The following is a 17,625-nucleotide window of genomic DNA, read 5'->3' on the forward strand; positions in this document are numbered from 1 at the left end:
GAACGGCGGACGAGGGCTCCGGAGCCCCGGCGACCGCGGCGCGCGGCCGGACGCGCTCGGACGCGCCCGGACGCGGGCCGACGCGAACGGCGCGCGACGTGGACGGGCGTGCTCAGAGCAGCGCGCGGATCGCGGGCGCGTGGAGGCGCAGCCTGGTGATCCGGGCGCGGGTCGAGGCCGGCTCGCCGATCTCGCCGAGGCGCAGCATCCCGGGGTCGCCGCGGCGCTGCCCCTCCTCGATCCGGTCGGACGCGTCGCTCATGCGGACGGTCACGTGGTCGAGGATCGCGGCCGGGGCGACGTCGCCGTACGCGTCGGCCATCACACGCAGGCCGTGCGCGGCGGCGGCCGGGTCGCCGTCGGGGAACAGCAGCGGCGCGTTCCACGCGAAGATCGCGAGGTCGTCGATCGGGTGCCCCGGACCGGCGACGTCCCAGTCGAAGACGCCCGCGAGCTCGTCGCCGTCGAAGGACATGTTGTACATGGCCGCGTCGTGGTGGCAGACGATCTCGCCGGGCTCGAGCGCGCGCTCGAGGAACCGCCAGCGCCGGCTGTCGCGCGGGAAGCCGGCCACGACGTCGTGGAAGTGCCGCAGCCACCGCATCGCCGACCGCACCTGGCCGTCGGTGAGCGGCTCGACGCCGATCGGCACGACACGGCCCGGCAGGTAGGTGAGGACCTCGCGGCCCTGGTCGTCGGTGCCGAGCACGCGCGGGACGTGCGGCAGGTCCGTCGTCGCGAGGAAGTCGAGCAGCTCGTGCACGGCGGGGGTCCACGGGCCGGTCGGGCGGCGGACGGTGTCGCCGACGCGCACCGCGCCGCCGACGTTGCCGCCCTCGAGCGGGACCTCGACCTCGGTCGCGTCGGGACCGGGACCGGGAGCGGCGGTGGCGTCGGGGGTGAGCACGACCGACACCGTACGGGACAAGCCCGTCAGCGCGCCGCGCGCTCCGGGACCTCGACGCCGCGCCGCTCGAGCTCCTCGCGGACCGTGCGCGGGATGTCGCGGCAGCCGCACTCCTGCGCGTGCGCGAGGTGCCACGCGACGCGGTCGTCCATCGGCGCACCCTGGCCCAGCACGTGCGCGTCGTGCCACTCGGCGTTCATGCGCCCAGCCAAGCACCGCACCCCGGGGGCGTCGAGGGGCCGGAGGTCCCGGGGACGACGCGAGGCCGCCCCGACGACGGGACGGCCTCGCGGTGGAGCTGGTGCGTCAGAAGGCGCGCATGATCGTCGCACGCTTCACTCGCCTCCCCGCAGCCTCGGTGGGTGCGCCGGGTCAGAAGGCGCGCGTGATCATCGCACGCTTCACTCGCCTCCCCGCAGCCTCGGTGGTGCGCCGGGTCAGAAGGCGCGCGTGATCATCGCACGCTTCACGCGCCTCCCCGCAGCCTCGGTGGTGCGCCGGGTCGGAAGGGGCGCGTGTTCTTCGCACGCTTCACTCGCCTTCCCCGCGGTCCCGGTGGTGCGCAGGTCAGAAGGCGCGCGTGATCATCGCACGCTTCACTCGCCTTCCCCGCGGTCCCGGTGGTGCGCAGGTCAGAAGGCGCGCGTGATCATCGCACGCTTCACTTCCTGGATCGCCTTCGTGATCTCGATGCCGCGCGGGCACGCCTCGGTGCAGTTGAAGGTCGTGCGGCAGCGCCACACGCCCTCCTTGTCGTTGAGGATCTCCAGGCGCTGCGCCCCGCCCTCGTCACGGCTGTCGAAGATGAAGCGGTGCGCGTTGACGATCGCGGCGGGGCCGAAGTACTGGCCGTCGGTCCAGAACACCGGGCAGGACGACGTGCACGCGGCGCACAGGATGCACTTGGTGGTGTCGTCGAACCGCTCGCGCTGCTCGGCGGACTGGCGACGCTCCTTGGTGGGCTCGGTGCCGGTCGTGATGAGGAACGGCATGATCTCGCGGTAGGACGCGAAGAACGGCTCCATGTCGACGACGAGGTCCTTGACGACCGGCAGGCCCTTGATGGGCTCGACGGTGATCGGCTTGGACGGGTCGAGGTCCTTGAGCAGCGTCTTGCAGGCGAGGCGGTTGCGGCCGTTGATGCGCATCGCGTCGGAGCCGCACACGCCGTGCGCGCACGAGCGGCGGAACGTGAGCGAGCCGTCCTGCTCCCACTTGACCTTGTGCAGGGCGTCGAGCACGCGGTCGGTGCCGTGCGCCTGCACGCGGAACTCGTCCCAGTGGGGGACCGGCGTGGCGCCGTCGTCGGTCGGCAGGTAGCGCATGACCTTGAGCGTGACCTCGAACGAGGGCACGGCCCCGACCTCGGGGGTGGCGTCGAGCGTGGCAGTCATCAGTACTTGCGCTCCATCGGCTGGTAGCGGGTGACGGTGACGGGCTTGGACCCGAGCACCACCTGGTAGTCGTCGAAGACCGTCGTGTGCGCGAACGACCCCTTGTGGTCGCCGTCCGAGTCGCTGCCCCACAGGCGGTGGCCCTTCGCGGCCAGCGGCCGGCGGTACGCCATCGTGTGCTGCATGTAGCCCTTGTCGTCGCGGTCCGGGTAGTCCTCCCGGAAGTGCCCGCCCCGCGACTCCTTGCGGTTGAGCGCGCCGACGACGACGGTCTCGGCGATGTCGAGCAGGAAGCCCAGCTCGACGGCCTCGAGGAGGTCGGTGTTGAACGTGCGGCTCTTGTCCTGGACGCTCACGGACGCGAACCGCTTGCGCAGCGCGCGCAGGTCGGACAGCGCCTGCTCGAGCGACTCCTCGGTGCGGAACACCTGGGCGTTGGCGTCCATCGTCTCCTGCAGCGCGCGGCGGATGTCGGCCACGCGCTCGCCGTCGCCGCGGGTGCGGATGGTCTCGAGCTCGGCCTCGACGGTCGCGGCGGGGTCCTCGGGGATCTCGACCCACTGCGCGCCGACGGCGTACTGCGCGGCGCTGATGCCGGCGCGCTTGCCGAAGACGTTGATGTCGAGCAGCGAGTTGGTGCCGAGACGGTTCGACCCGTGCACGGAGACGCACGCGACCTCGCCCGCGGCGTACAGGCCGCGGATGACGTCGGTCGCGTTGCGCAGGACCTCGCCCTCGATGTTCGTCGGGACGCCGCCCATCGCGTAGTGCGCGGTCGGGTAGACGGGCACGGGCTCGGTGTACGGCTCGACGCCCAGGTAGGTGCGCGCGAACTCGGTGATGTCGGGGAGCTTCGCGTCGATGTGCGCGGGCTCGAGGTGCGTGAGGTCGAGCAGCACGTAGTCCTTGTTCGGACCGGCGCCGCGGCCCTCGCGGACCTCGTTGGCCATGGACCGGGCGACGATGTCGCGCGGCGCGAGGTCCTTGATGGTGGGCGCGTAGCGCTCCATGAACCGCTCGCCCTGCGCGTTGCGCAGGATGCCGCCCTCGCCGCGCGCGGCCTCCGACAGCAGGATGCCGAGGCCCGCGAGGCCCGTCGGGTGGAACTGGAAGAACTCCATGTCCTCGAGCGGGATGCCGCGGCGGTACGCGAGCGCCATGCCGTCGCCGGTCAGCGTGTGCGCGTTCGAGGTGGTCTTGAAGATCTTGCCGGCGCCGCCGGTCGCGAGGACGACCGACTTGGCGCGGAAGACGTGGATCTCGCCGGTCGCGAGCTCGTACGCGACGACGCCCGAGACGTTGACCTCCTCGCCGTCGGGCACGTGGCCCGCCGCGAGGTCGTGGTCGACGAGCAGGTCGAGCACGTAGAACTCGTTGAAGAACTCGACGTCGTTCTTCACGCACTGCTGGTAGAGCGTCTGCAGGATCATGTGCCCGGTGCGGTCCGCGGCGTAGCAGGACCGGCGGACGGCCGCCTCGCCGTGGTTGCGGGTGTGGCCGCCGAACCGGCGCTGGTCGATCTTGCCCTCGGGCGTCCGGTTGAACGGCAGGCCCATCTTCTCCAGGTCGAGGACCGCGTCGATGGCCTCCTTGGCCATGACCTCGGCGGCGTCCTGGTCGACGAGGTAGTCACCGCCCTTGACGGTGTCGAACGTGTGCCACTCCCAGTTGTCCTCCTCGACGTTCGCGAGCGCGGCGCACATGCCGCCCTGCGCGGCACCCGTGTGGGAGCGCGTCGGGTAGAGCTTGGAGATGACGGCGGTCCGCACGCGCGTCGACGACTCGAGGGCCGCGCGCATGCCCGCGCCGCCCGCGCCGACGATGACGACGTCGTACTGGTGGGTCTGCATCGGTGGCGATGCCTTCCTGCTGGCGAGCTGGGGGTGGGGGTGGTCCGACGTCGGCGTCAGGCCGTGCAGAACGAGGGGAGCAGGTCCGCCGGGCTGCCCGTCGGGCAGGGGTCGAACGTGAAGATGACCAGCGTCCCGAGCACGACGACGAGGACGAACGCGAAGTACAGGAGGCCCTTGAGGACCAGGCGCGTCGTGTCCTTCTCGGCGTAGTCGTTGACGATCGTCCGCATGCCGTTGGTGCCGTGGATCATCGCGAGCCACAGCATGAGCAGGTCCCAGACCTGCCAGAACGGCGACGCCCACTTGCCGGCGACGAACCCGAAGTCGATCGCCGTGACGCCCTCACCGGCGACCAGGTTGACGAACAGGTGCCCGAAGATCAGCACGACGAGCAGGACGCCCGACGCGCGCATGAAGACCCAGCCGTAGAGCTCGGTGTTGCCGCGCGTGGTGCGACGGCCGGGGCCCGCCTTGGGCGGACGCGGGGCCTTGGGGTCGGCGACGAGGCTCATCACTCACCTCCGAAGACGTGCATGAGGTGACGGGGCAGGAAGCCGGCCATCGTCACGACGAACAGGCCGAGCACGACCCAGAGCATCACGCGCTGGTACTTCGTGCCCTTGGACCAGAAGTCGACCAGGATGATCCGGATGCCGTTGAAGGCGTGGAACACGATCGCGGCGACGAGCCCCGCCTCACCCAGACCCATGATCGGGTTCTTGTAGGTGGCGATGACCTCGTTGTACGCCTCGGGCGACACCCGCACGAGCGACGTGTCGAGCACGTGCACGAGCAGGAAGAAGAAGATGGCGACGCCGGTCACGCGGTGCGCGACCCACGACCACATGCCTTCGCGCCCTCGGTAGAGCGTTCCAGCCGGCGCTTTGGCAGGCGCTGCGGGCACTGGGGGGCCTCCTGGCGAGTCAGGGGTGAGCCACGGCGGGAACGTCCCTGACCCCGCCGTGCCTGTCGGTCTCACTGTATAGACACGTCCCCCTCGCTCCCCGCCGGGCTGGGCCCTTGGTCCCGCGCGGACGCCCGTTTGTGAGCAACTCCACACGCGGCGGGCCCGGTGACCGGCGCCGCTAGCCTGGGCGCCATGTCGACCGCGTCCACGTCCTCGCCCGTGCCCGCGCAGGGTCCGATCCCGGGCTTCCACGCGGTCGTCCCCGCCGGCGGCGCGGGCACGCGGCTGTGGCCGCTGTCGCGCGCGGGGCACCCCAAGTTCCTGCACGACCTCACGGGGTCGGGCCGCACGCTGCTGCAGGCGACGGTCGACCGCCTCCTCCCGCTCGTGGGCGACGACGGCGTGCTGGTCGTGACGGGTCACCGGCACGCGGACGCCGTGGCCGCCCAGGTGCCGTCGCTCGTCGGCGGCGTCGACGGCGACCGGCTGCTCGCCGAGCCGTCGCCGCGCGACTCGATGGCCGCGATCGGGCTCGCGGCGGCCGTCCTGCTCGAGCGGCACGGCGAGGACGTCGTGCTCGGGTCGTTCGCGGCCGACCACGTCATCAGCGGCACCGAGGCGTTCGAGCGCGCGGTGCGCGAGGGCGTCGTCGCGGCGCGCGCGGGCTACGTCGTGACGGTCGGCATCCGCGCGACGGGGCCGTCGACGGCGTTCGGGTACGTCCGGTCGGGCCAGCCGCTGGGCCTCGCCGACGCGCCGACCGTGCACCACGTGCGCGGCTTCACCGAGAAGCCCGACGAGGAGACCGCGACGGCCTACCTGGCGACGGGGGAGTACCGCTGGAACGCAGGCATGTTCGTCGTGCGGGCGCGCGTGCTGCTCGACCACCTCGCGACGCAGCTGCCCACGCTGGCCGACGGGCTCGTCGAGATCGCCCGGGCCTGGGACGGCCCGGACCGCGACGAGGTGCTCGGCCGGGTGTGGCCGACCCTGACGAAGATCGCGATCGACCACGCGATCGCCGAGCCCGTGGCCGCCGCGGGCGGCGTGGCCGTCGTGCCCGGCGACTTCACGTGGGACGACATCGGCGACTTCGTGTCCCTCGGCGGCCTCCTCGCGGACCCTACGCTCGGTGACGCCACGACCGTGCTGCGCGTCGACGCCCCCGACGCGCTCGTCGTCGCGGCCGGAGGGCGCACCGTGACGGTCGTCGGCCTGCCCGACGCGGTCGTCGTCGACACCCCCGACGCGGTGCTCGTCACGACGCGCGCGCACGCGCAGTCCGTGAAGTCGGCCGTCGACGGCTGGCGCGACCGCGGCCGCGACGACCTGATCTGACGGCGCCTGCGGTGCCCGCGCGCGGCTGACCTGCGACGCGGCACCGATCGCGGTCCGTGCCGCGGCCACCGCGGACGCCGAGGCCCGTCCGCGCCCTGCGGGCTAAGGTCGAGAGCGTGCCCGACACGTCCACCTCCGTCCCCACGCTCGTCCCGGCGCTCGACGTCCCCGCGCGGTCGACCGACCCGCAGGTGGTGCGGCTCGTGGCCCTGCTCGACACGTTGCGCGACGAGCTCGTCGAGGTCCGCCGCGACCTGCACGCGCACCCGGAGCTCGGGCGCACGGAGGAGCGGACGACGCGCGTGGTCGCGGAGCGCCTGCGCCTCGCGGGGCTGTCCCCGCACCTGCTGCCGGGGTCCGGCCTCGTCTGCGACATCGGGCCGTCGCCCGCCGTCTCGGGGCGCCGGCGGATCGCGCTCCGCGCCGACCTGGACGGCCTGCCCGTCGCCGACGCGTGCGGCCTGCCCTGGGCGTCGACGAACCGCGGGGTCGCGCACGCGTGCGGCCACGACGTGCACACCGCCGCGGTGCTGGGCGCGGGGCTCGCGCTCGCGGAGCTCGCGGCGTCGGGCGACCTCGCGACCGGCGTGCGGCTGGTCTTCCAGCCCGCCGAGGAGGTCCAGCCGGGCGGTGCGATCGACGTCATCAACGCGGGCGGGCTCGACGGCGTCGCGCAGATCTTCGGGATCCACTGCGACCCGAAGGTCGACGTCGGCCAGGTCGGGACGCGCATCGGGCCGATCACGTCGGCGAGCGACGAGGTGCAGGTCGTGCTGACGGGCTCGGGCGGGCACACGTCGCGCCCGCACCTGACGGGTGACCTGGTCTTCGGGCTCGGGCAGGTCATCACGCAGGTGCCCGCGATCCTGGGCCGTCGGCTGGACCCGCGCTCGGGCGTCAACCTCACGTGGGGCGAGGTGCACGCGGGCACGGCGCACAACGCGATCCCGGCGTCCGGGACGGTGCGCGGCACGCTGCGCTGCCTCGACGTCCGCGCGTGGGAGAAGGCGTCGGACGTGTTCCACCAGGCGGTCGAGCAGGTCGTCGCGCCGCTCGGGCTCGAGGCGGAGGTCCGCCACCACCGCGGGGTGCCGCCGGTCGAGAACGAGGAGCGCTCGACGGGCGTGCTCGAGGCCGCGGCGCGCGACGTGCTGGGCCCGGACGCGGTGCTCCTCACCGAGCAGTCGCTCGGCGGCGAGGACTTCGCCTGGTACCTGACGAAGGTGCCGGGTGCGATGGCGCGGCTCGGCACGCGCACGCCCGGCGGCCGGACGTACGACATCCACCAGGGCGACCTCCGCGTCGACGAGCGCGCGGTCGAGGCCGGGGCGCTGCTGCTGGCCAGGGCCGCGCTGCTCGCGGGGCGGCCCTGACGCCGCAGGTCGTCGGACGGGCGTCCGATGTCCGGGTCGCCCGTCTCTCCTGTCGAGACGCCTTGTCCGTCACCTGGGCGGACATTCCAACTAGGTAACGGATCCTCGGCGGATACCGCCTGGTAACAAGCGGGACACGTGACGCTCACTACTGTCCGAAGCATCGACGCCGGGCGCGACCGTCCCGGCGACGGCCCACCTGCCGTCCGGCGGTCGGCTGACGAGACCAGGAGAATCGCGTGAAGAAGATCATCCGTGTGGCTGCGCTCGGCGGCGCCGTCGCCCTCGCCCTCGCGGCCTGTGGCAGCGCACCCGAGGACACGAACGAGACCGCCGGCGGAGGTGACACCGCCGCGGCGACCGACTTCAAGGGCTGCATGGTCTCCGACTTCGGTGGGTTCGACGACAACTCCTTCAACCAGTCCGGCATCGAGGGCCTCGAGCGGGCCGTCGACGAGCTCGGCATCGAGCAGGCGACGGCCGAGTCGACGGACGCCGGCCAGTACAAGACGAACGTCGACTCGATGATCCAGGCCTCCTGCGACCTGATCATCACCGTGGGGTTCAACCTGGCCGACACCACAGCCGAGGCCGCGGACGCGAACCCCGACCAGCACTTCGCGCTGATCGACTCCGGTGTCGACCCGGCGCGCGACAACGTCAAGCCCCTCCTGTTCAACACCCAGGAGGCGGCCTACCTCGCCGGGTACGTCGCGGCCGCGATGTCCAAGACCGGTGCCGTCGGCACGTTCGGCGGCGAGCCGTACCCGTCCGTCACGATCTTCATGGACGGCTTCTACGACGGCGTCCAGAAGTACAACGAGGACAACGGCACGGCGGTGAAGGTCCTCGGGTGGGACAAGACCGCGCAGAACGGCACGTTCACGAACACGTTCGAGATCACCGCGAAGGGCGAGGAGGCAACCAATGCCCTCATCGCGCAGGGCGCTGACGTGATCCTTCCCGTGGCCGGCCCCGTCGGGGAGGGCGCGCTGACCGCTGCCCGTGCCGCGGGGGGCGTCCTGGTCATCGGGGTCGACTCCGACTTCTGGGAGCAGCCCAAGTACGCGCAGTACAAGGACATCATCCTGACGTCGGTCCTCAAGCAGATCGGCCAGTCGGTCTTTGACACCATCTCGGCCACGGCCGAGGGCGAGTTCGACGCCGAGCCCTACGTGGGCACCCTCGCCAACGAGGGGGTGGGTCTCGCCCCGTTCCACGACCTGGAGAGCAGCGTCCCGGCGGACGTGGTCACGAAGATCGACGAGCTGAAGCAGCAGATCGTCGACGGTGACCTCACAGTCGAGTCTCCCTCGCAGAACTGATCCACCGCTGTCCGGCCCAGGCGCGTCGTCGAGCGCCTGGGCCGGACAGCGCCGCGCCGTCTCATCGGTCCGTGCGCGACGGATGTCGCGGTGCCACAGTGAGGCCAGGACGGCCCGTCGAAGGAGGACCACGCATGAAGCTCGAGCTCCGGGGCATCACCAAGAGGTTCGGGTCGCTCGTCGCGAACGACAGCATCGACCTGACCGTCAACCCTGGTGAGATCCACGCGCTCCTCGGCGAGAACGGTGCCGGGAAGAGCACTCTCATGAACGTGCTCTACGGCCTCTACGAGCCCGACGGCGGGCAGATCCTGCTCGACGACCAGCCGGTGGCCTTCACGGGACCAGGTGACGCGATGGCCGCGGGCATCGGCATGGTCCACCAGCACTTCATGCTCGTCGACGTGTTCACGGTGGCGGAGAACGTCGTCCTCGGCCACGAGCCGATGCGTGGCGGCCGGCTGATCGACGCTGGACGTGCACGCGAGCTGGTGCGTGAGATCTCCGACCGCTTCGGCTTCCAGGTCGACCCCGATGCTCTCGTCGAGGACCTGCCGGTCGGCGTCCAGCAGCGCGTCGAGATCATCAAGGCGCTCTCCCGCGACGCGCGCGTCCTCATCCTCGACGAGCCGACGGCGGTCCTCACACCGCAGGAGACCGACGAGCTGATCGCAATCATGCGTCAGCTCAAGGAAGCGGGAACCTCCATCGTCTTCATCACGCACAAGCTGCGTGAGGTGCGGGCGATCGCCGACCGCATCACGGTGATCCGTCGGGGCGCGGTCGTCGGGGCGGCCAGCCCGACGTCGACCGAGCAGGAGCTCGCGTCGATGATGGTCGGTCGGTCTGTCACCCTGGGCGTCCACAAGGAGCCGGCGCAGACCTCGGGTCGCCGTCTGGTCGTCCGGGAGCTCACTGTGCTCGACCCGAACGACGTGCCGGTCCTCGACCGGGTCGACCTGACGGTGGACGGCGGTGAGATCCTCGCGGTCGCTGGTGTGCAGGGGAACGGTCAGACGGAGCTCGCCGAGGTGCTGCTCGGGATGCTGAAGCCCACGGGCGGCACGGTCGAGCTCGACGGCAGGCCGCTCGCCGGGCGCAGCATCAAGGAGGTCCTCGACCTGGGCGTGGGGTTCGTCCCCGAGGACCGCACCACCGACGGCGTCGTCGGCGACTTCTCGATCGCGGAGAACCTGATCCTCGACCTGCACGACAGGTCGCCCTTCGCCCGACGTGGCGCCGTCGACGCGAAGGTGGTCCGCGACAACGCCGAGCGGCAGGTGCGCGAGTTCGACGTGCGCACGTCGTCCGTCGAGGCGCCCGTCCGGACCTTGTCGGGCGGCAACCAGCAGAAGGTCGTCCTGGCGCGTGAGCTGTCCCGCCCGCTACGGCTTCTCGTCGCCTCGCAGCCGACCCGTGGTCTCGACGTCGGGTCAATCGAGTTCGTGCACAAGCGCATCGTCGCGGAGCGGGACGTCGGCACCGCAGTCGTCATCGTGTCGTCCGAGCTCGACGAGGTGCTGGCGCTCGCCGACCGCATCGCTGTCATGTACCGCGGACGGGTCGTCGGCGTCGTCGACGGGAAGACCGACCGGGACGTGCTCGGCCTCATGATGGCCGGCGTCCCGCTGGAAGAAGCGCGTGAGCAGGTGACCGAGCACCACACGGCGCTCGGAGGTGCCGACCTCGAGGCCGGCGGCGAAGGAGTGGTGTCCTGATGACCGAGGCCTCCGTGGGCACCGACCGTGCCGAGCACGTCGAGGAGTCCCGGGCGACGAGGATCACTCGCGACATCCTCTCGAGCGATGCGACGGTCGTCGTCCTCGCCATCGTCGTTGCGCTCGTGCTCGCCGCGGTGCTCATCGCGGCGGCTGACCCCGACGTGCAGAAGGCTGCCGGCTACTTCTTCGCCCGGCCCGCCGACTTCTTCACGGCGGTGTGGGACGCCGTCTACGGCGCGTACTCCTCGCTCTTCCGCGGCGCGGTCTTCGACCCGCAGGCCAGCACGCCGGAGCGGCAGGTGCGCCCGTTCACGGAGACGCTGACCGCATCGGTGCCCCTCATCTTCGCCGGCCTCGGCCTCGGGATCGGCTTCCGGGCCGGGCTGTTCAACATCGGTGCTCAAGGGCAGGTCATCCTCGGTGCGACCTTCGCTGCGTTCGCCGGGTTCACCTTCCACCTGCCCGCAGGCCTGCACCTGGTGGTGGCGATCGCGTTCGGTGTCGCCGCCGGCGCCGCCTGGGCCGGCATCGCGGGCGTCCTGAAGGCGCGCACGGGTGCGAACGAGGTCATCGTCACGATCATGCTCAACTCGATCGCGGTCTTCCTCATGGCGTACCTGCTCACCACGGACGCCTTCAAGCGACCGGGCACCAACCCGATCAGCCCCAAGATCGAGCCCACCGCGATGTTCCCGTCGATCTTCGGGCCTCCGTTCCGGCTCCACTGGGGCTTCGTGCTCGCACTGGTCACCGCGGTCGGCGTCTGGTGGTTCATGGAGCGCTCGACGGCGGGGTTCCGGTACCGCGCGGTAGGCCTCAACCCGCATGCCGCCCGGACCGCGGGCATCAGGATCAACTCCGTGTACGTCTCGGTGATGCTGATCGCCGGGGCCCTCGCCGGGATGGGCGGCGTCACGCAGGTTCTCGGTACTGAGGGCGTGCTGCAGGACGGCGTCGCGGGGACGATCGGGTTCGACGCCATCACGGTCGCCCTGCTCGGTCGCTCCAAGCCGGTGGGTACCGTGCTCGCGGCACTCCTGTTCGGGGCGCTGCGGGCGGGGTCGCCGCTGATGCAGACGGTCAGCGGGACGCCCATCGACATCGTGATGGTCGTCCAGGCGGTGATCGTGCTGCTCATCGCGGCCCCGCCGCTCGTACGGGCGATCTTCCGGCTGCCCAGCCCTGACGAACGGCGCGCCCGTCGGACCGCCGTCCTCGCTCCGAAGGAGGTGGCCGCGTGAGCGTCCTGACCGCTCCGGAACCCGGCGGACTCGTCGGCGACGTCGCTCCGGCAGTCCGTTCGCGGGTCAGCTGGAAGGCACCGATCACCTATGCCGTGATGGGACTCGCTTCCCTGCTCGCGTTCGGGGTCTTCACGTCGGGCAGCGCCGAGTCGACGTTCGTGATCTCCACGCCGTCCGACGCCTGGCAGATCGCTCCGGTCACGGTGCCGTCGCGTCTCACGGCGGTCGTCCTCTCGCTGGTGGCACTCGGCCTGGCGGCGTTCGTCGCCGTCCGCACGCGTGCGCGCCGTCGCGTCGGCGTGTGGGTCCCGGTCGTGTTCGGCCTGTGCATCGTCCTCTCGTTCCTCACCTGGGCGGACGCCGGCAAGGTCGCGCCGATCACCTTGACGAGCCTGCTCGTCGGCGGGCTCGTCCTGTCGATCCCGCTCGTGTTCGGGTCGCTCGCCGGGCTCCTGTGCGAACGATCGGGCATCATCAACATCGCGATCGAGGGTCAGCTCCTCGCGGGCGCGTTCCTCGCTGCGGTCGTGGCGTCGATGACGTCCAACGCGTACGCGGGACTGGTCGCGGCACCCGTCGCCGGGGCGCTGGTCTCCGTCCTGCTCGCGTTCTTCTCGATCCGCTACCGCGTCAACCAGATCATCGTCGGGGTGGTCCTCAACGGCCTGGTGATCGGACTGACGGGCTTCCTGTTCTCAGCCGTGCTGTCGGACAACATCCCGTTGCTCAACTCGCCGCCGCGCCTTCCCGTGCTCCCGATACCGCTCCTCAGCGAGATCCCTGTGGTGGGCCCGGTCCTCTTCCGCCAGAGCGCCCTCGTCTACCTGATGTTCGTCATCGTCGTCCTGCTGCAGGTCATGCTCTTCCGCAGCCGTTGGGGTCTGCGCATGCGATCAGTAGGCGAGCACCCGAAGGCGGCCGACACGGTCGGCATCGACGTGAACCGGACGCGCTGGCGCAACACCGTGCTGGGCGGCGCCGTCGCCGGACTCGGGGGTGCGGCGTTCACCGTCGCGCTCGGCCTCGCCTTCACCAAGGAGATGACCGGCGGGAAGGGATACATCGCGCTTGCCGCGATGATCCTCGGCCGGTGGAACCCGCGCGGAGCGCTCGTCGCAGCTCTCCTGTTCGGCTTCGCAGACGCGCTCGGGACCAACCTCTCGCTCGTGGGGACTCCGGTGCCGCCGCAGCTCCTGGCGATGTTGCCCTACGTCGCGACGATCTTCGCGGTCGCTGGACTCGTCGGCCGGGTACGTGCCCCGGCCGCCGAGGGCATCCCTTACGGCAAGTGACGATCGAGGGCCCTGCCGCGGTGCAGCCCTGCTGGACGGAGGAACCGACGTGACGGAGCAGTCTGCGGGGGGAGTCGACTGGGCGGCACTGCGCGGGGCCGCGACCGAGGCGATGGGGCGCGCCTACGTCCCTTACTCGGCGTTTCCCGTGGGCGCTGCCGCGCTCGTCGAGGACGGCCGGGTCGTCGTCGGCTGCAACGTGGAGAATGCGTCGTACGGCCTGACGCTCTGTGCCGAGTGCGCCCTCGTGTCCAGCCTGCACCTGTCCGGCGGCGGGCGGCTCGTCGCCTTCACCTGCGTCGACGGGCACGGGAACGTGCTCATGCCGTGCGGGCGCTGCCGGCAACTGCTGTGGGAGCACGGCGGGGCGCGGCTGCTGGTCGAGACGGTGTCGGGCATCAAGCCGATGACCGAGGTCCTGCCGGACGCGTTCGGTCCGGAGGACCTGGAGGAGCGGGCGTGACGCGCGCCGCGCGAGACGCAGGGAAGGCCTACGCATGAGCAGCACCACCGAGGCGTTCGACGCCGTCGACGTCATCGTCGCCAAGCGCGACGGGCGTCGGCTGACCGGCGCGCAGATCGACTGGGTCGTGGACGCATACACACGCGGCGTCGTGGCGGACGAGCAGATGTCGTCGCTCGCCATGGCGATCCTGCTCAACGGCATGGACCGGGTGGAGATCGCGCGCTGGACGGCCGCGATGATCGCGAGCGGCGAGCGGCTCGACTTCTCGTCGCTGTCCCGTCCGACGTCCGACAAGCACTCGACGGGCGGCGTGGGCGACAAGATCACGCTGCCCCTCGCCCCGCTGGTCGCGGTGTTCGACGTCGCCGTCCCGCAACTGTCGGGCCGTGGCCTCGGCCACACGGGCGGCACGCTCGACAAGCTCGAGTCGATCCCCGGGTGGCGCGCGGCGCTGTCCAACGACGAGATGATGCGACAGCTCGAGGAGGTCGGCGCGGTCATCTGCCAGGCTGGTTCCGGCCTCGCGCCCGCCGACCGCAAGCTCTACGCGCTGCGCGACGTGACGGGCACGGTCGAGGCGATCCCGCTCATCGCGTCGTCGATCATGAGCAAGAAGATCGCCGAGGGCACGGGTTCGCTGGTACTCGACGTCAAGGTCGGGTCGGGCGCGTTCATGAAGGACGAGACCCGGGCGCGCGAGCTTGCGCAGACGATGGTCGAGCTCGGCTCGGACGCCGGTGTCACGACGGTGGCGCTGCTCACCGACATGTCGACGCCCTTGGGGCTGACCGCGGGCAACGCTCTCGAGGTCCGCGAGTCGCTCGAGGTGCTGGCGGGTGGGGGCCCGGCCGACGTCGTCGAGCTGACGCTCTCCCTCGCGCGAGAGATGCTCGATGCCGCGGGACGTCGCGACGCCGACCCTGCGGCGGCCCTGGCCGACGGGCGCGCGATGGACGTGTGGCGCCGCATGATCCGCGCGCAGGGGGGCGACGCGGACGCGCCGCTGCCGGTCGCGCGCGAGACCGAGCAGGTCGTCGCGGCGACCGACGGGATAGTCACGACCGTGGACGCGTACGCGGTCGGGATCGCGGCGTGGCGGCTCGGCGCGGGGCGCGCCCGTAAGGAGGACCCGGTGCAGGCGGGCGCGGGCGTCGAGCTGCACGTCCGGCAGGGGGACGCGGTGCGAGCGGGCCAGCCGCTCGTCACCATGCACACCGACACGCCCGATCGGTTCGACCGGGCGCGCGCTGCACTCGACACCGCCCTCGTCGTCGAGCCGGAAGGTCGGCGGGCTCCCGATCGGAGGATCGTCCTCGGCCGCATCACCGGTTGACGATCTGCCACCTGCACGCACACGACGGTGCCCCGGAGGCTCGCGCCACGGGGCACCGTCGTGCGCGGCGACGGTCAGGACGTACCGACGGACGCCTGGCCGGACTTCGTGAGCCACAGGGACGTGTAGCACGTCTCGGACGAGGCACCGTTGTAGCTCGTCCACTCGGACACGTACTTCGCCACGGCGTCCTGCGTCGCCGTCGAGTTGGGGCGGTACAGCGACCGCGTCGGATATGTCATCGTGCCGTAATTGGACGACGTACTCGGCGATCCCGTCGAAAGAATCTTTGCGTAGGCGCCGGAGTACTTCTCGTACGTGGCTCGGAACGACATGTAGCGGAACCCGTCGCCCGACGACACGAGGCAGTTCTTGTAGGTCACGAAGCCGGATCCGCTCGTCACGGAGCAACCGCTGAGATTCGTCGCGGCGAGCGGCTTGACACCGGTCGTCCGTCCGAGCGAGCTCGGCTTCTCGAAGGAAGAGACGCGGATGGAGCCGTCGTTGAACGTCTCGACCCGCTCGGTCGCGCCCGACCGCGTGATCGTCGACGTCGCCACCGGCGCGGCAGCCCCGTCCAGAGCGTCGACCTTCCCCGTGCGGACGAACTTCTCGATCAGCTCGTCCTGCACCTCCTGCGTGACGCCGTACGTGCTCCAGTACGCCCGGACGTCGGTGAAGTCGCCCGTCGTGCCCTCGGCCGCCTGCGCGGGCGAGATCACTCCGAGCCCGATCGCGACGAGCAGCGCGACGCGGGCGGCCCTGCGCCGCGCGGTCACGGCTTCGCCTCCCACCGGGTCCACGCCGTGTCGTTGCCGACGAGCGCTCGGAAGTCCACCGACTTGGACCCGCCGGAGCCGTAGCCCGTGAACTGCGTGGTGGCGTTCGCCCACGCCGAGCCGGACGAGTTCTGCAGCTTCTTGCGGATGGCCAGGGTCGGCGGGTTCGGGGAGGCGGTGCCTCCCGTGGTCGCGAGGTACGGGCTGTGCACCTCGATGATCTGGTCGGGCCCGCCCTGCGCGAGGGTGTAGGAGATGTAGAAGCCCATCGCGATGACGCCCGTGTCGGCGTGCGCCTGGCAGTCGTAGTAGTTGCGGTAGCCCGAACCGCCGACGGTCGTCCGGCAACCGTCGACGGCGACGGTCCGGATCGACGCTGCTGGTGTGCGGTCGGGCTTCTGCACCTCGGTGACCGTGATCGAGCCGTCCGCGAAGGTCAGCACCGTCGTCGTCGACCGCTTGCCCTGGAGGACCTCGCGGGAGGTCGGTGCGGCACCCGCGAGCGAGTCCCACGTCTCCCCGGCGCTCAGCGCCGCGAGCAGGTGGCCCTGCACGTCGGCCGGCACGTCATAGGTCGTCCACCACGCGCGCAGGTGGGCGTCGACTTCCTCGGGGACCGCGGCCGCCGCGCCGGCGGGTGTCGAGATCGTGGCAAGTCCTACGGTCGCGGCGCACGCGGCAGCGAGCACGCCTCGTCGGAATCTAGATTATGGCACTTTTCACCCCAAGTCCGTGTCAATACCAATGACCAATGTCATTGTGCGTGCCGACCGTAGCGACGTGAAACGCCGGGCGCAATACCCTGGAAGTTGCGTGACGGGGAGATCGACGGGCAGGATCCGAGCATGCCCACCCAGCAGCGGGACGGTGCGGTGACCGCCGCACGGTTGGCCGCCACCGGAGCACTTCTCGGCGTCGCCCTCGTCCAGGCACTGCCGCTCGACGACCGTCTCCTGCCGCTTCTCCTCCTCGCGCCCGTGACGTCGGCCCTCCTCTGGGTCGCCACCTGGCGGTCGGACCGACCCGTCGCCGTGCTCGGCGCGGCGGCCGTGGTCGTCTCGCTCGTCACCGTCTTCCTCGCTCCGGTGGCGTGGGCGCTCGGGCCCCTGGCGCTCGTGGGCGCCGTCGTCGCGGTCGTCGGCGCGCGGTCCCGCGACGTTCTCACGACTCTCGTCGGGGCGGCGCTCGGCGTGTCCCCGGCTGTGACGGGCGGCGTGGTCGACCTCCGCCACCTGGGGCTCCTGGGTGGGCTCACTCTCGTCACCGCCGGCCTCGCGGTCGCCGTCTCCGCGGTCGCACCGCGTCGGCAGGCGCAGACGGGCACCGCCTGACGCGTGATGGCGCGTGCGCCGGGAGCATCGGCGGAGGACGATGACCGAGAGCACTTCCGACCGCCGAGGAGGAACGCGATGAGTGCCGTCCCAGGACAAGACGCGTGGCGCGACGCCGGTCTGGAGCCAGTGACCGGGGACGGCCCGCGACGCCTGACCGATGACGTGGCCGAGGCCGACGACGGCCCGGAGGAGTACAGGCCCGGCTTCGCACGGGCGGACCGAGAGGGACGCGCCGACGAGGCCGACGTCGTCGAACAGGACACCGAGGTCGCGCTCGACGACGACCAGGACCCGGAAGCAGGGTGACGGGCTGTACCGAGCGACGCGGTCCGGCACCGGGTGGCGCCGGTACGGTGGAA

18 protein-coding genes are annotated in these 17,625 nt (G+C 71.4%); 10 read left to right on the forward strand and 8 right to left on the reverse strand.

Annotated elements, in window-relative coordinates; translation table 11 throughout:
* Positions 1–112: 112 nt before the first annotated feature.
* The 6 genes from KOV94_RS08585 to sdhC form a co-directional block, all read right to left on the reverse strand.
* Positions 113–907, reverse strand: coding sequence for a phosphotransferase (locus KOV94_RS08585; protein ID WP_124343721.1), 795 nt, complete (start codon positions 905–907; stop codon positions 113–115).
* Between the two features lie 26 nt (positions 908–933).
* Positions 934–1,107: a hypothetical protein gene (locus KOV94_RS08590; protein ID WP_200829766.1), complete on the reverse strand. Its 174-nt coding sequence runs from the start codon at positions 1,105–1,107 to the stop codon at positions 934–936.
* 432 nt (positions 1,108–1,539) lie between these two features.
* On the reverse strand, positions 1,540–2,301 hold the full coding sequence (locus tag KOV94_RS08595; protein ID WP_218051810.1) for a succinate dehydrogenase iron-sulfur subunit: 762 nt from the start codon (positions 2,299–2,301) through the stop codon (positions 1,540–1,542).
* A complete protein-coding gene (gene sdhA, locus KOV94_RS08600) occupies positions 2,301–4,151 on the reverse strand; it encodes a succinate dehydrogenase flavoprotein subunit (RefSeq protein WP_124343723.1) in 1,851 nt (616 codons plus the stop codon). Before sdhA ends, KOV94_RS08595 begins: the two co-directional genes overlap by 1 nt.
* 56 nt (positions 4,152–4,207) lie before the next feature.
* The gene (gene sdhD / locus KOV94_RS08605; protein ID WP_124343724.1) at positions 4,208–4,666 is read right to left on the reverse strand and encodes a succinate dehydrogenase, hydrophobic membrane anchor protein; all 459 of its coding nucleotides are present in this window, start codon (positions 4,664–4,666) and stop codon (positions 4,208–4,210) included.
* Complete coding sequence (gene sdhC, locus KOV94_RS08610; RefSeq protein ID WP_124343725.1) at positions 4,666–5,058, reverse strand: succinate dehydrogenase, cytochrome b556 subunit; 393 nt, start codon at positions 5,056–5,058, stop codon at positions 4,666–4,668. Before sdhC ends, sdhD begins: the two co-directional genes overlap by 1 nt.
* A gap of 195 nt (positions 5,059–5,253) precedes the next feature.
* Here sdhC and KOV94_RS08615 point away from each other — a divergent pair, with 195 nt between their 5' ends.
* The 8 genes from KOV94_RS08615 (at position 5,254) to KOV94_RS08650 (ending at position 15,153) form a co-directional block, all read left to right on the forward strand.
* Complete coding sequence (locus tag KOV94_RS08615) at positions 5,254–6,399, forward strand: mannose-1-phosphate guanylyltransferase (protein ID WP_218051811.1); 1,146 nt, start codon at positions 5,254–5,256, stop codon at positions 6,397–6,399.
* A 116-nt stretch (positions 6,400–6,515) separates the two neighbouring features.
* Positions 6,516–7,772, forward strand: coding sequence for an amidohydrolase (locus KOV94_RS08620; RefSeq protein ID WP_124343727.1), 1,257 nt, complete (start codon positions 6,516–6,518; stop codon positions 7,770–7,772).
* 239 nt (positions 7,773–8,011) lie between these two features.
* The gene (locus KOV94_RS08625; RefSeq protein WP_124343728.1) at positions 8,012–9,097 is read left to right on the forward strand and encodes a BMP family lipoprotein; all 1,086 of its coding nucleotides are present in this window, start codon (positions 8,012–8,014) and stop codon (positions 9,095–9,097) included.
* Positions 9,098–9,231: 134 nt separating this feature from the next.
* Complete coding sequence (locus KOV94_RS08630) at positions 9,232–10,815, forward strand: ABC transporter ATP-binding protein (protein WP_124341287.1); 1,584 nt, start codon at positions 9,232–9,234, stop codon at positions 10,813–10,815.
* Positions 10,815–12,059 carry an ABC transporter permease gene (locus tag KOV94_RS08635; RefSeq protein WP_124341286.1) on the forward strand — a complete coding sequence of 415 codons (1,245 nt, stop codon included), beginning with the start codon at positions 10,815–10,817 and terminating at the stop codon, positions 12,057–12,059. Before KOV94_RS08630 ends, KOV94_RS08635 begins: the two co-directional genes overlap by 1 nt.
* Positions 12,060–12,157: 98 nt before the next feature.
* On the forward strand, positions 12,158–13,354 hold the full coding sequence (locus KOV94_RS08640) for an ABC transporter permease (RefSeq protein WP_124341285.1): 1,197 nt from the start codon (positions 12,158–12,160) through the stop codon (positions 13,352–13,354).
* Positions 13,355–13,403: 49 nt separating this feature from the next.
* Positions 13,404–13,817, forward strand: coding sequence for a cytidine deaminase (locus tag KOV94_RS08645; RefSeq protein ID WP_124341284.1), 414 nt, complete (start codon positions 13,404–13,406; stop codon positions 13,815–13,817).
* Positions 13,818–13,851: 34 nt separating this feature from the next.
* Positions 13,852–15,153: a thymidine phosphorylase gene (locus tag KOV94_RS08650; protein ID WP_162351211.1), complete on the forward strand. Its 1,302-nt coding sequence runs from the start codon at positions 13,852–13,854 to the stop codon at positions 15,151–15,153.
* Between the two features lie 74 nt (positions 15,154–15,227).
* On the opposite strand, the gene KOV94_RS08655 is transcribed toward KOV94_RS08650, so the two are convergent.
* Together KOV94_RS08655 and KOV94_RS08660 are read right to left on the reverse strand one after the other, a co-directional pair.
* Positions 15,228–15,932, reverse strand: a complete 705-nt coding sequence (locus KOV94_RS08655; protein WP_124341282.1) for a hypothetical protein — start codon at positions 15,930–15,932, stop codon at positions 15,228–15,230.
* Positions 15,929–16,621, reverse strand: a complete 693-nt coding sequence (locus KOV94_RS08660) for a DUF5626 family protein (protein WP_124341281.1) — start codon at positions 16,619–16,621, stop codon at positions 15,929–15,931. Before KOV94_RS08660 ends, KOV94_RS08655 begins: the two co-directional genes overlap by 4 nt.
* A 156-nt stretch (positions 16,622–16,777) precedes the next feature.
* Here KOV94_RS08660 and KOV94_RS08665 point away from each other — a divergent pair, with 156 nt between their 5' ends.
* Positions 16,778–17,263 carry a hypothetical protein gene (locus KOV94_RS08665; protein ID WP_162351212.1) on the forward strand — a complete coding sequence of 162 codons (486 nt, stop codon included), beginning with the start codon at positions 16,778–16,780 and terminating at the stop codon, positions 17,261–17,263.
* A gap of 165 nt (positions 17,264–17,428) precedes the next feature.
* A complete protein-coding gene (locus KOV94_RS20680; protein ID WP_225916298.1) occupies positions 17,429–17,572 on the forward strand; it encodes a hypothetical protein in 144 nt (47 codons plus the stop codon).
* Positions 17,573–17,625 lie beyond the last annotated feature (53 nt).

Origin of the sequence: Cellulomonas algicola (genome assembly GCF_019024305.1) — a bacterium.
GTDB lineage: Bacteria > Actinomycetota > Actinomycetes > Actinomycetales > Cellulomonadaceae > Cellulomonas > Cellulomonas algicola.

Coding starts and splice junctions, on each gene's coding strand:
- KOV94_RS08665 (WP_162351212.1), top strand. CDS start 16,778: ATGCCCACCCAGCAGCGGGACGGTGCGGTGACCGCCGCACGGTTGGCC.
- KOV94_RS08635 (WP_124341286.1), top strand. CDS start 10,815: ATGACCGAGGCCTCCGTGGGCACCGACCGTGCCGAGCACGTCGAGGAG.
- sdhD (WP_124343724.1), bottom strand. CDS start 4,666: ATGAGCCTCGTCGCCGACCCCAAGGCCCCGCGTCCGCCCAAGGCGGGC.
- KOV94_RS08640 (WP_124341285.1), top strand. CDS start 12,158: ATGGGACTCGCTTCCCTGCTCGCGTTCGGGGTCTTCACGTCGGGCAGC.
- KOV94_RS08595 (WP_218051810.1), bottom strand. CDS start 2,301: ATGACTGCCACGCTCGACGCCACCCCCGAGGTCGGGGCCGTGCCCTCG.
- KOV94_RS08590 (WP_200829766.1), bottom strand. CDS start 1,107: ATGAACGCCGAGTGGCACGACGCGCACGTGCTGGGCCAGGGTGCGCCG.
- sdhA (WP_124343723.1), bottom strand. CDS start 4,151: ATGCAGACCCACCAGTACGACGTCGTCATCGTCGGCGCGGGCGGCGCG.
- KOV94_RS08615 (WP_218051811.1), top strand. CDS start 5,254: ATGTCGACCGCGTCCACGTCCTCGCCCGTGCCCGCGCAGGGTCCGATC.
- KOV94_RS08650 (WP_162351211.1), top strand. CDS start 13,852: ATGAGCAGCACCACCGAGGCGTTCGACGCCGTCGACGTCATCGTCGCC.
- KOV94_RS08630 (WP_124341287.1), top strand. CDS start 9,232: ATGAAGCTCGAGCTCCGGGGCATCACCAAGAGGTTCGGGTCGCTCGTC.